The following is a 13,005-nucleotide window of genomic DNA, read 5'->3' as shown; positions in this document are numbered from 1 at the left end:
GAACGGTGTTCCTGGCGATGGATCGCGTAATTACGACGGGAGCCTGGTGGGAAAGGCCGCCTAAAACCCACTCTCACGAACCCCCAACGCCGCCAAACGTCGCCAGGCGACCCCCAGCAACGACTCGCGCGCGCCCTCCAGCACCACCACCCCACGCAACGGCTGCGCCACATCGGGCACTTCGCCCAGCGGGCTCAGGCGCACGCCGTACTGGGCCTGCACCGGCTCCGCACGCTGCTGGCCATCCCGCCGCACGGCTACCGGGCCATGGCGGTCGGAGGCCAGCGCTTCGAGCTCCAGCACAGCCACGCCAGTGGCATCCACCTGCTCCACGCGCACCGGCAATGCCGGGCGCGCCGGGTCATCGGCGATAAAGCGCCCTTCGCTGCCAGCCGCCACCCGCCACAGGTCGGCCTCGGCCAGGTAGCCGCGCAAACGCAGCCCCGGCTCGACCAATCGCCCCAAGGTCAGTGCCGGGCTGACCCATTGCCCCGGCGCCAGGCCGGCCGGCAGGTCGCGCAGCACACCGTCGCGGGGCGCGCGCAGCTGCAGGCGCTCGCGCTGGGCGGCCAGGCCGCGGTACTCGGCCACGGCTTCGGCCAGTTGCTGCTCGAGCACGCCGGCGTCCGCCGCGGTCTCGCTGCGCCCAGCCTGGCGGCGCAACAGCAGCTGCAGGATGTCGATCTCGCGGCGCACGATGGACTGGCGCGACATCAGGTCGGGCGACTCCAGTTCCACCAGCAGCTCGCCCTGGCGAACCTCTTGCCCTTCGACCACCGGCAAGCTTTTCACCCGTGCCGCCACCGGTGCATGCAGGGCGCTGACGCGGGATGCCTCGAGCATCGCCGGCACGTCCACCGCGCCACGCCAGGGCAGCACCAGCACGGCCAGCAGCAAACCCAGCCCGGCCGCCACCCGCAGCGTCTTGCCCGGCGCCGCCTGGCCACGGTGCAGCCACCATTGCCGCAACTCCTTGTACACCGGCAAACCGATGAACCAGGCCAGCTCCACCAGCATCAGGAAGATGCCCAGCACCTTGAAGAACAGGTGATACACCGCCAGGGCGATACCGACGAACAACACCGCGCGCCACAGCCAGGCGCCATAGCCCCACACCAGCAAACGGCGGCGCATGGTCGGCGACCAGGCTTCCGGGGCTGGCTCGCCATAGCCGAACAGCGCCTCGCGCAATCGCCAGCGACACAGGGCAAAGGCGCGGTTCTGCAGGTTCTCGACCCGCCACAAGTCACTGATCAGGAAGTAGCCATCAAAACGCATGAAGGGGTTGAGATTGACCAGCAAGGTGGTGATCCAGGTGGCGCTGGCCAGCATGAACGCTGCCGTGCGTGCCGGGCCGTCAGGCAGCAGCGACCAGGCCAGCAGCGCCAGCACCGCCAGCAGCAGCTCGGCGAACACCCCACCGGCATCGATCAGCAACCGCGCACGGCGGTCGCTGACGCGCCAGGCATCGCTGACATCGGTGTAGAACATCGGCAACAGCACCATGAACGCCAGGCCCATGCTCTGCACCCGGCACCCGGCGCGCTTGGCCATGAAGGCGTGGCCGAACTCATGGCAGAGCTTGGCGAACCCCAGCGCCGCGCCAAAGGCGAGGATGCCGCCGAGGCTGAACAGGTGCGGGAACGTGGCAATGAAGCGCGACCAGTCGCGGATCACCAGGAACATGCCCAACGCCAGCACCAACGGCAGGGCGTAGCGCAAGATCCAGCCTCCATGGCGTTCGAGCATCGGCCATGCGCGGTTGAGGAAGGCATCCGGGCGCCACAGCGGAATCCTGAAGAACAGGTACTGGTGCAGCACACGGGTCCACAGGCTCTGCCGGGTGGCGGCGGCCTTGGTCGCATAGCTTTCGCGCTGGCGGGCATCTTCGGCGCCGATCAGGTCGTGCTGGCCGAGAAACAGCAACAGTTCTTCCAATGCCTGCTCGTCGACCGCCAGGCCAGGCTCGGCATTGGCGGCAGCCAGCACACGCTGCGGGTCGCCCAGGCGCCAGTGCTGCAACAGCCGCACGGCGCCACCGCCCAGCTTGAAGTAACGCCCACGCAGCGGGTCGGCCAGGGTCCACTGCGGCGCGCCGTCATGCCCGGCCGCCGCCGGCGACAGCTGCAGGTCGGCGCGCAACGCCGGCAGGGTCACAGCCCCAGCCCCTGACGCAACGCAGCCAGCGGGCGGCGCAGCAGATAATAGACCAGCGGGGCGCGCTCGCCGTACACCTTGGCGGTACCACGCAAGCCGATGCGCGGCGGTGCCTCGTCGAAACCGGCGTCCAGCCGGTAGGCCAGTTGCCCGGCTGCGGTGGCCTGGGCCTCGTAGGCCGCGCGCTCCAAGCGGGCGCCATGGCGATGCAGCGGGTCGCTGTCGAGGAATAACGCCACTTCGGCCCCGGGTTGCAAGGCGATGGCATCGCCCACCGGCAGCTCCAGGCGCAGTTCGGCCTGCTGCGGATCGGCCAGTTGCATCAGGCGCTCGCCGGTCTGCACGGGCTTGCCGGTCCAGCGCTCGGCGTCGGCGAACACCGCGATTCCCGCACGCTCGGCGCGAATTTCGCTGCGGCCGAGGAGCTGGCGGGCGTAGTCGAGTTCGGCGCGTTTCTGTTCCACGCGGGCGGCCAGCAGGTCGAGGCGGGCATTGGATTCGGCATCGCTGAAGGCGCGCTGGGTGCTGGCCTTGAGCTCAGCCTCGGCGACCCCGAGGGCGCGCTCGGCGACATCGACCTGAGCCTTGAGAGTAGTGGCATCGAAGCGTACCAGCAGGTCACCGACGGCGACCGTCTGGTTGGGCTTGACCAGGAACTCGGCGATCACCCCGTCCAGCGGCGCGGCAACCACCCGCCCTGCCCGCGGCACGACTTCGGCCGGAGCCAGCACCGATTGGCGCACCGGCACCAGCAGCACCAGCAACGACAACCCCAAGGCCACCAGCAGACGCCGCCGTGGCCAACGCAATCGCCAGGGTTTGGCCGGGCCCAAAGCCAGCCAGGCATGGGCGTAAGTCTCCCCCAACTGATTGAGCAGGGCTTGCTCGGCGGGGGTGAACGCCTGGTCGCGGGCCAGCCACAGCCCGCCGAACGCTTTGCCCTGGCGATCTAACAAGGGCAGCCAGAATGCGTGTGCGGCGGATAACGAGCGCCAGTCTGCCTGGACCTGGGTGTCCAGCAGCGTCGGATCCACGGCCCCGGCCTGGGCCGCGGCGCCGGCGGCCTGGAGCGTGTGAGCCGCGCGTTCGACAAACGCCACGAACGGCGCATGGGCCTCGACCACACTGATGCCGGTCAGGGCCCGAACCTTGCCGGCGATCAGCAGGGCGGCATGGCGAAAGCCGAACAGCACCTGGCCATCGTTGACCATGGCGTAGGCCAGTTGCTCGGGACCAGCCGCCTGGCGGGCCTGACGCTGCAGGCCGAGAAACAGCGCGAAGGCATGCTCAGCCCCCCCCGTGGCGGCGGCCGTCATGGTTGTGCGGCGAAGTGGGCGGTGCCGCTCATGCCGGCCAGCAGCCCCTGGCTGTCACGGGGCAGTTCGCCGATCAGCAGCAACGTCTGGCTGCCCTCGTCGATCCGTGCGCCGACGCGCTTGACCTGTGCCTGCAGCGGCTTGCCGGTTTCATCGGGAACGAACTCGAACGGCTGGCCTTGCTTGAGCTGCCCCAGCCAACGCGAGGGCACCAGCAGGTGGATCTCCAACGAGCGGTTGTCCACCACCTCAAGCAGCGGTGACCCACTGGCGACGCTTTCATGGGGCTGGGCCCGGCGCTGAACCACCCGGCCATCGAACGGCGCGCTGACCACGCAGCGCCGGACCTGCACCTGGTACACCTGGGCCTCGGCCTGGGCCTGGGCCTGCTTGGCCTCGGCCAACGACACCTCGAACTGGCCGACCGACTTCAGCGCGGCCAGTTGGCGGTTGTGGTTGAGTTCCTCGCGGGCAGCGCGCACGGCGGCCTGGGCGGCGTTGAGCTGGGCCTGGTAGGCGCTGCAATCGAAGCGCGCCAGGGTGCTGCCCTGCTTGAAGTCCTGGCCATCGGCATAGGGCATCTCGACGATGCGCCCGGCCAGCTCACTGGACAGCACGGCCTGGTCACGGGCACGCAGCACACCACGGGGATTCTGCCCGGCGCTGGACGCAGCGGGGGTATCGAGCAAGGGGTCGGCGGGTGGGTCGCCGGCCTGCGCCAGCGGCAGGTGCAACAGACCCAGGGTCAAAGCCAGACGGAAACCGCGAAGCATGTTGCGCACTCCCTTGCGAGCTGATGGCCGGAGTGTAAGACAAAAAATGATGGCACGGATATATCACGCCAATGAAGATTCGGGGCTTTGCCAAAACCCGCAAATACTCCGGGAAACGTCATGGCAACGCGTAGGCTCGGGCTTGCCACGTTGCGGGCAAGCCCGGTTTCACCTCAACCCGCAGAGCCTGCTGCTGCGGCGCCCCGCGCATGCCCCCGGGTGGTGATGATGCCGAGGAACGAGATCACGATCGCCAGGCTCAAGGTGGCGGTGACCTCGGCGCGGTGTTCCTCGGTGAACATCATCACGGCCAGTGCGCCGCCGATGAACAGGATCACCGCCCAGGTCAGCCAGGGGAACAGCCACATGCGGAACTTGAGGTTGGCGCTCTCGCGCTCCAGCCGTGCACGCATGCGCAACTGCGAAATGGCGATCACCAGGTACACCAGCAAGGCAATGGCGCCGGAGCTGGCCAGCAGGAACTCGAACACGCCCTTGGGCGCGAAGTAGTTGAGAATGGCGATGGCCGCGCCGATCAGGGTGCTGCCGAACACCGCCGCACGCGGCACGCCAACCCGTGAAGTGTTCTTCAGCAGCGCTGGCGCATCGCCGCGCTTGGCCAGCGAGTACATCATCCGCGAGGCGATGTAGATCGACGAGTTCATGCAACTGGTCACCGCTACCAGCACCACAAAGTCGACCATCAGCGCGGCGTTGGGGATGTTCATGATCTCCAGCGCGCGCTGGTAGGAGCCCACCACAGCCAACTGCGGGTCATTCCAGGGCACCACCGAGATGATCACGAAGATCGACAGGATATAGAACGTACTGATGCGCCAGATCACCGAACGGGTGGCCTTGGCGATGTTGCGCGCCGGATCGCTGGACTCGGAGGCAGCGATGGTCACCGCCTCGGTGCCGATGAAACTGAACATCACGGTGATAAAGGCACCGACCACCGCCGACCAGCCCTTGGGGGCGAAGCCGCCATGCTCGTCGACCAGTGTGCTCAATCCACTGACCTCGCGCTCCGGCAACCAGCCTGCCAGTGCGGCAAAACCCAGGCCGATGAAGCCGAGAATCGCGGTGACCTTGAGAATGGCGAACCAGAATTCGAACTCGCCGTACTTGGCCACGCTGAACAGGTTGGTGCAGGCCAGCAACAGCACCGAGGCCAGGGCGAAGATCCAGCTGTCCACTTGGGGGAACCAGGCGTTGAGCACATGCCCAGCGGCCAGCGCCTCGATGGGGATCACCAGCACCCAGAACCACCAGTACAGCCAGCCGATGGTATAGCCGGCCCAGCGCCCGATGGCCTGGTCGGCATAGGTGGAGAACGAGCCGGTATCAGGATGGGCCACGGCCATTTCACCGAGCATGCGCATGACCAGTACCACCAGGGTGCCGGCGACGAAATAGGAAAGAATGGTGGCGGGCCCGGCTGCCGCGATGGCATGTCCGGAGCCGACGAAAAGTCCCGCGCCGATGATGCCGGCGATGGACAGCATCGTTACGTGACGTGGCTTGAAACCTTGAGCAAGGTTGCCATCAGTTCCCACGGTGTTCATTGGTCTTGTTCTCTTTTTGCTGACACAAGGAAGGGACGGGCAGGCGTAGGCGAAAACGGTCTCCTCGAGGTAGGGCGGAGTACGTTGCGCACGCTCTGTTATCGGCCTTCTCACGCGCCTGGGGCAACGCACCATGGGGATGCGGGCTTCACTTTAAGCCGGGCGCGGCGCAAGCAAAATGCTCGAAAACGTCAGACAACGGTTCGATCACGACACCGCGTGCCCGTGCACGTCAGTCAAGCCCCCGGACATGCCTGTTTGCGTCAGTCGCGGTCACGCAGGTAGTCCCAGTAGAAGTTCACCACCGCGAACACCACGATCACCGTGACGATCATCAGGCCGATCTGCAGATTGCTCATGGCGCTCTCCAATTGGCGATACCAGGGAATGAGGGGGCCGGCCGCGCAACGGGGCGCTCGGTTTGCGCAAGGGGCACCACGGGCCGACGCCCCCTGGCCAGGCGCTTGAGCGCCAGCACCATGAGCACGCCCAGCAGCAGCATCGCCAGCACCAGCACGGCATAGGCCAGCCACCAGGGCACGCCTGCCGTCATCATGCTGAACTCGGACATACCGCCAATGCTGGCGATCAGGTTCAGCGGCAGGAACACAACGTTGATCAGGGTGAGCTTGCGCAGGGTCTCGTTCATCGCGTTGTTGGCAAGGTTGCCGCGAGCGTCCATCAAGCCGGCGAACACCGTCGAGTAGATTTCGGCCTGCTTGTGGCACTGGTTGTTCTCGATGACCAGATCGTCGATCAGGGCCAGCACCTCGGGGTTGAAATGGCGCTTCTCGCCATGGGCGCGCAAGCGCGAGAGCACCGCGCCATTGCTGTGGATGGCGTTGATGTAGTGGATCAGGCTCTCGCTGAGGTTGAACATCTGCATCAGGTGGTGGTTTTCCAGCGACTGCTCGAAGCGCTGCTGCAGTTCGCGGGCGACCATCTTGATCACCTTCAGGTGCCCCAGGTAGTGGTGCAGGTTGTCCAGCAGGATGGCCAGCAGCACATCCATCGGATCGTGCAGCGCATGGCGCTGCCCCAGGCCGTCGAGCAGAGAGGCGTCCGGGGCGATCAGCACCAGGTGACCATCGACCATCAGCATGCCGAACGAGGACACTTGGAAGACGAAGCTGTCGCCCCCGGTGTAGCTCTCCGGGCGTTTCCAGATCAGGAACAGGCCATCGCGGTGAAGTTCGATGCGTGACACCTCGTCCGGGTCGAGTGCCGAAGCCAGGGCATGGGCATCCAGGTGGAACCAAGCCTGCAACAGCTCACGCTCGGCGCTGTCCGGTTCTACGAACAGCAGCACCTCGCAATCGAGTCCTTCGCGCTTGCGCAACTGGCCATGGGCCAGGCTATAGCTTTCGATCATGCCAGCACCTCTTTACCAGGCTTGCCCCCGGCGCTTCTGCTCCAGGCGACGGATGAATTCCTCCAGCACCAGGGTGTAGAGGTCGTCGTGCAGGTAGGCATCCTCGATGCCTGCGTCGAGGTTGGGGTTGTCGTTGACCTCTATTACCACCACCCGCTCGCCGACCTGCTTGAGGTCGACGCCGTACAGGCCATCGCCGATCAGGTTGGCGGCCTTGACCGCCAGCTCCACCACCGCCCGCGGCGCCTCGTGCACGGCCAGGGTGCGGCACTCGCCGTTGACTTCGTCGCGCTGGGCCTGGTGGTTGAAGATCTGCCAGTGGCCCTTGGACATGAAGTACTGGCAGGCAAAAATCGGCTTGCGGTTGAGCACGCCGATACGCCAGTCGTACTCGGTGTAGAGGTATTCCTGGGCGAGAAGCAGTACCGAATGCTCGAACAGTTCGGCGGTGGCGGCCTGGAGTTCGCTGGGGTCCTTGACCTTGATCACGCCCCGGGAGAAACAGCCGTCGGGAATCTTCAGCACCAGCGGAAAGCCCAACCGCTCGCCGATGCCTTCCAGGGCCTGAGGATTGTCGCGGTAGAGGATCTCGCTGGCCGGCATGGCCAGGCGATGGCTGCGCAGCAGGTCGGTCAGGTACACCTTGTTGGTGCAGCGCAGAATCGATGCCGGGTCGTCCATTACCACCAGCCCTTCGCTCTCGGCCTTCTTGGCAAAGCGGTAGGTGTGGTTGTCGACGCTGGTGGTCTCGCGGATCAGCAACGCGTCGTACTCGGCCAGGCGGGCGTAGTCTTTCTTGCCGATCAGCTCGACATCGACCCCCAACTGGCGCCCGGCGCGGATGAAGTGTTCCAGTGCCTTGGGGTTGGAAGGCGGCAGCGCTTCGTCAGGGTCGTGGAGGATCGCCAGGTCGTATCGCGCCACCCGGCGCGAGCGTGGCTGGCGCCAGATCCTGCGACTGAAGCCATCGAGGGCGTTGGCGAACGGGTCCTGCTGGTCTTCACGCAACTTGTGCAGCGCACCGGCCTTGACCCCGGCGATATGCCAGGTGCTGGTCTTGCGGAACTCCACCAGCAGGATCGGGCACGGGAAACTTTCGAACAGCTGGCGGGCGATGTCCTGCAGCGGTTCCAGATCGGTACGGCCGAAATACAGGGTCAGGGTGAACCCTTCGGTTTCTCCATAGGGGTGATTGGCCAAGGCACTCTCGAGGCTGCGCGCCATGTCGTCGAGGGCCAATCCGTATAACGACTTACGGGTCAACTCACTGATACTTCTGACCGAGGGAATGACTTTATGCCCTCGCGCCTCGGCCAACAACGAACAATAATAACCGTGACCTAGATACTTGTAATTACGACATAGGTTTATTACCTGGACACGCTTGCCATTATCGGCTTCGCGTGGCTCCTCCAGGTACTCCTGGGCCGTCACGACGTCCTCGCTGGGCAGGTACGAAGCCCAGTCCTCACGCCGTTCAACGATGATAACCAGCTGACTTGACTTATTATCCAGCGTCAGTGGATAAATAACACCAGCTGTACTTGAGTGTGAACTTTCCCCGGGCCAGCCAGGTAAAGGTTCCTGAAACGAAGACATGATTGAAGCCCTGTGTTGGGTAGACACGGTTTCTATTAAGCATGAAGTTTTTCGAATGTCCCGTTTCATTACGCAACTTTTACGGCGGCCCTATGCACATCGAATTTCGCCTGGCAACTGTTGACGACCTGCCGGCCCTGCTGGCGCTGGAGAACCAGTGCTTCGCCATCGACCGACTGACCCCGCGCAGCTTTCGCTGGATGCTGTCCCACGCCAACGCCAGCCTGCTGGTGGCGCAACGCGACGGACAACTGATGGGTTATGCACTGTTACTCTTCCACCGTGGCACCTCGCTGGCCCGGCTGTATTCCATCGCCATTGCCGAACAGGCGCGTGGCCATGGCCTTGGCGCCCGCTTGCTGGAACAGGCCGAACACTGCGCTCTGGAGCACGAACGCGCCTACCTGCGTCTTGAGGTACGCACCGACAATCCCAAGGCCATTGCCCTGTACGAACGCCATGGCTACCGCCGCTTCGCCCAGGTCGACGACTACTACGAGGACCACACCAGCGCCCTGCGCTACGAAAAGCGCATCCTCCAGCACCCGGCGAGCGAGACGCGACCGGTTCCCTACTACGCCCAGACCACCGATTTCACCTGCGGCCCGGCCTGCCTGCTGATGGCGATGGCCGCGCTGCGATCGCAGCGCCCGCCAAGCCGCCGCGAGGAACTGCGCCTGTGGCGCGAGGCAACCACTGTGTTCATGACCTCAGGCCACGGCGGCTGCAGCCCCCACGGGCTGGCACTGGCCGCATGGCGTCGGGGCTTTCGCGTGCGCCTGCTGCTCAATACCGAAGGGCCGCTGTTTCTCGACGGCGTGCGCCAGCCCGGCAAGAAGGAGGTCATGCGCCTGGTTCATGAGGACTTCTGCGCCGAACTGCTGGACAGCGACGTGGAGGTGGCCCGGCAGGCCCCCGACCTGCCCCGGGTATTGGCCGAAGGCGGCCTGGCGCTGGTGCTGATCAGCAACTATCGGCTGACCGGTAGCAAGGCGCCGCACTGGGTGCTGGTCACCGCCTGCGACGACGACTTCGTCTACCTGCACGACCCCGACACCGACCACGCTCGCCACCGGCAGGCCCTGGACTGCCAGCACCTGCCGGTCAGCCACCAGGAGTTCCAGCGCATGAGCCTGTTCGGTGGGCGCAAGTTGCGGGCGGCGGTGGTGGTGTTCGAGCGCGAATGCGCCTTGGGCCAGAGATGATGCACGCCGGGGTGACTTGCCATGCGCACCCGATGGACCTGACATTTTTGCCAGTTACCCGGGCATCGTCCTGGTGCTAGCTTGATTTCACGCGGCGGTAAAAATAGTGGGAAGGTGCCTGGCTCGATGGATCAACTTCCTGAACCTATGTTGGCAATTGGACAAGAGGTCACCATGACGACCACAAAGATGCTCGCGTCCGACTGGATGCAGACGCCACAAGTTGCGCAAAGCGGAGCGCTGCGCTTGCCTTGCAGCCATGCACCTTACGGTCACCGCAGCGCACCGACTGGCGCTCCGGATACAGGACTCACCGGACAACGGCGCGAGAACGGACTGGGCTGGTACCTGCTAGGCAACGGCCACAGGTGCTATAGCCCCGTGCTGATGCGCTTCCACTCTTCTGATTTGACCAACAGTCCTTGGAGCGGAGGGGGCGTCAACAGTTATGCCTACTGCCAGGGGGATCCCGTAAATTCTCATGATAGAAGCGGGAGAATCAAGAATATGACCACCTCCTTCGTCAACTCGCCAGCCTACCAATGGGGTAGCACATTACTTAACGATATTGTAGGTGCCATGCCCATGGTCACCGGCCCTCTAGTAGCTGTTGCAGCCAAACTCTACACACAGGGCCTATCCAAGACGGACATCATTTCCTTTAGTGGTACCGCTGCAGGAGCGGTTATCTATGCTGCCGGGAGAGTGGCACAAGCCTCTGGAGAAGAACATATCGGTGCATTAGTTAAAGACACAGGTGTTGCACTCATGGGAGGTTTCACTGCATATGGCACTATTGAAACAATTAAAAGCCTGCGAAGGGATCACTACCTGGAAGCAGGAAAGGACGTCGTAGACGCAGCATCGTCATCCTTGCTGTCGACACCGAACGCCTCAAACAATTCAACATTCCATGGCAGCTCGAATCCCAGCACCCCCGCAAGCCAGCAAGTCAAATTTTTCGGGGGCAGACCTATTAAGATAGATAGCCAACCATCAGCTCCAGGCTTGCGAGGGAAAAATTCATCAACGGCCTTTATATTCCCTACCCCAGCAAGTTCTGCGCGAGACATCCTTCGGTTGGATGACGTGAGCTGACCAAATAACTGCATCCTCACACCGAACTTCGACTAGGGTCCACGAAGCAACAACAGTACGACTCCATTTCACTCGCCGCAAACGTATATATTTACTCGCCCAATACCGCCTTAAAACACATAGAGTGTTAAAAATTGATTAAGCTCCCGGCTGACAGAACTAGCTCTGGACTCTTAGCCATCGATCAGGCGGGCTCTGTGCTGGGAGTGTCTTCGACAGTTGTCATTTACAGCTGCTTCGGCTATTCGTTCACAGGGCGGGGTCAAACCACTCTACTCGCCTTCAGCAAACAACCGCGCGAGCCGATTACCGATTGTTACCTACTTGGTAACGGCAGACGTGCCTATAATCCAGTGCTAATGCGTTTTCATAGCGCCGATACACTTAGTCCATTCGGGGAAGGCGGCTTGAACGCATATGCCTATTGTGAAAATGATCCTGTGAACTGGCAGGATGGGTCAGGGCAAATACGCCAGTTGGTTAGTCAACTGATAACGGCCACCTCCAAATACCTATCGACTTCCCATTCAAACCCACAGAAGGCCAAAAAAACACCACGATCAATTCTAAAACCAGCAACAAACCAAGAGAACAGCTTGCAACAAGAGAGACACGTCACGTTCAACAACACAATACAGTTTGGAACAGAACAAAGCCCTCAACTCTCCGAAATTCGCGACAAAATAAAAAAACACACACTGACCCTTGGAAAGGCTATGGACAATTATGAAAGCAAAAAAACCGAAGATAACGTGTTAGAAATTGGCCGCAACCAAATTCAGCTAAAACGTCTACGCGAAGACGAGCAAAAGGCCGTAGCCAAGGCACCAATCGTAGTCACATTTAAAATCCAAAACCCCGACCAAGAAACATAAAAATTAAATCATATAAACACTCCAAACCCAGGCCAATCAAAGGAAGATAATATTTACTATCACAACCCCTTAGCCTGTAAAATACAACATCTACCCTGCCCAACACTTTAGATCTCCCCCACACAAAAATAATGAACATATGGATACAGCCTTCAACGCCCCTGGCCTCGAACGGGCCGAACACTACCACGACGACCCACACCTGCGCGCCGAACTCAACGCCCTCACCCGCCAGACCTATGGCTTCGACTTCGAAGCCTGGTACCAGGCCGGTTTCTGGCAAGCCGACAACCAGCCGTGCTCACTGGTTCGCGACGGAAAGATGCTGGCCAACGCCTCGGCCAACCTGCTCGACTTCACCCTCGGTGGCCAACATATGCGCTGCGTTCAGATCGGCACGGTGATGACTGCGCCCGAAGCACGAGGCCGTGGCTACAGCCGTTATCTGATGGAAGTGCTGGTCGAGCGCTGGGCAGGCCACTGCAACCTGCTGTACCTGTTCGCCAACAGCACCGTACTCGATCTCTATCCCAAGTTTGGTTTTCGCCGAGTGGTCGAACACGAGTACTACCAACCCTGGTCGGCGCAGCCACGAACCACGACCTTCCACCCGGTGAATCTGGATGATGGCGAACAACGTCAACGCTTCATCGATGCGCTGGAAAAGAGTTGTTCACAGGCACGACTGAGCCTGGTGCCGAATGTGTCGCTGACGATGTTCTATTGCGATGGGCCATACCGGGAGGCGGTGTTCCATTCCGCAGAGCACGAGGCCTATGTGGTGACCGAACATGATGGCGAGCGGATGGTGCTGGTGGACGTGTTCTGCGAACGCGAACTGGTGCTCGCCTATGTGGTGGCTGAACTGGTCACGGCTACGACCCGGGAGGTGGTGCTGGGGTTTGCGCCGCTACATAGCGATGGCTTCGCGACGCGAGTTGTGGATAGCGATGATGCGCTGTTCGTCTGGGGCGCGGCCCCCACCAGTGTCGATGGACAGGCGCTGATGTTTCCATTGCTGTCCCATACCTGAACTGGGTCC

General features: G+C 62.5%; 9 protein-coding genes and 1 pseudogene. 4 read left to right on the top strand and 6 right to left on the bottom strand.

Annotation, left to right across the window (positions count from 1 at the left end):
• Positions 1 to 60 precede the first annotated feature (60 nt).
• From ACQ4OD_RS04610 to ACQ4OD_RS04585, 6 genes are all read right to left on the bottom strand, one after another.
• Positions 61 to 2,157, bottom strand: a complete 2,097-nt coding sequence (locus tag ACQ4OD_RS04610; RefSeq protein ID WP_430943945.1) for an HlyD family efflux transporter periplasmic adaptor subunit — start codon at positions 2,155 to 2,157, stop codon at positions 61 to 63.
• Positions 2,154 to 3,473, bottom strand: a complete 1,320-nt coding sequence (locus tag ACQ4OD_RS04605) for an efflux RND transporter periplasmic adaptor subunit (protein WP_430943944.1) — start codon at positions 3,471 to 3,473, stop codon at positions 2,154 to 2,156. The genes ACQ4OD_RS04610 and ACQ4OD_RS04605 overlap by 4 nt, the downstream gene beginning before the upstream one ends.
• Positions 3,470 to 4,246 carry an efflux RND transporter periplasmic adaptor subunit gene (locus ACQ4OD_RS04600; RefSeq protein WP_046857240.1) on the bottom strand — a complete coding sequence of 259 codons (777 nt, stop codon included), beginning with the start codon at positions 4,244 to 4,246 and terminating at the stop codon, positions 3,470 to 3,472. Before ACQ4OD_RS04600 ends, ACQ4OD_RS04605 begins: the two co-directional genes overlap by 4 nt.
• A 173-nt stretch (positions 4,247 to 4,419) precedes the next feature.
• Entirely contained in the window at positions 4,420 to 5,814 is a 1,395-nt protein-coding gene (gene gabP, locus ACQ4OD_RS04595) for a GABA permease (RefSeq protein WP_139668360.1), read from the bottom strand.
• 355 nt (positions 5,815 to 6,169) lie between these two features.
• A complete protein-coding gene (locus ACQ4OD_RS04590) occupies positions 6,170 to 7,186 on the bottom strand; it encodes a magnesium transporter CorA family protein (RefSeq protein ID WP_198754789.1) in 1,017 nt (338 codons plus the stop codon).
• 12 nt (positions 7,187 to 7,198) lie between these two features.
• Positions 7,199 to 8,785 carry a RimK family protein gene (locus ACQ4OD_RS04585; RefSeq protein ID WP_232968037.1) on the bottom strand — a complete coding sequence of 529 codons (1,587 nt, stop codon included), beginning with the start codon at positions 8,783 to 8,785 and terminating at the stop codon, positions 7,199 to 7,201.
• A gap of 92 nt (positions 8,786 to 8,877) precedes the next feature.
• Between ACQ4OD_RS04585 and ACQ4OD_RS04580 the strand changes: the two genes are divergently transcribed.
• From ACQ4OD_RS04580 to ACQ4OD_RS04565, 4 genes and pseudogenes are all read left to right on the top strand, one after another.
• Positions 8,878 to 9,990 (top strand): peptidase C39 family protein, encoded by a 1,113-nt coding sequence (locus ACQ4OD_RS04580; protein ID WP_430943943.1) that lies wholly within the window; start codon positions 8,878 to 8,880, stop codon positions 9,988 to 9,990.
• Positions 9,991 to 10,116: 126 nt separating this feature from the next.
• The gene (locus ACQ4OD_RS04575) at positions 10,117 to 11,088 is read left to right on the top strand and encodes an RHS repeat-associated core domain-containing protein (protein ID WP_430943942.1); all 972 of its coding nucleotides are present in this window, start codon (positions 10,117 to 10,119) and stop codon (positions 11,086 to 11,088) included.
• Positions 11,089 to 11,369: 281 nt separating this feature from the next.
• Positions 11,370 to 11,561, top strand: a pseudogene (locus ACQ4OD_RS04570) (RHS repeat-associated core domain-containing protein); the annotation flags it as partial.
• A gap of 541 nt (positions 11,562 to 12,102) precedes the next feature.
• Positions 12,103 to 12,996: a GNAT family N-acetyltransferase gene (locus ACQ4OD_RS04565; protein ID WP_430943941.1), complete on the top strand. Its 894-nt coding sequence runs from the start codon at positions 12,103 to 12,105 to the stop codon at positions 12,994 to 12,996.
• The last annotated feature ends 9 nt before the right edge of the window (positions 12,997 to 13,005 follow it).

This window comes from Pseudomonas sp. WC1, from assembly GCF_050586565.1.
Lineage (GTDB): Bacteria > Pseudomonadota > Gammaproteobacteria > Pseudomonadales > Pseudomonadaceae > Aquipseudomonas.
The sequence above is the reverse complement of the archived record's forward strand: the minus strand, read 5'-3'. Positions and strand labels throughout refer to the sequence as shown.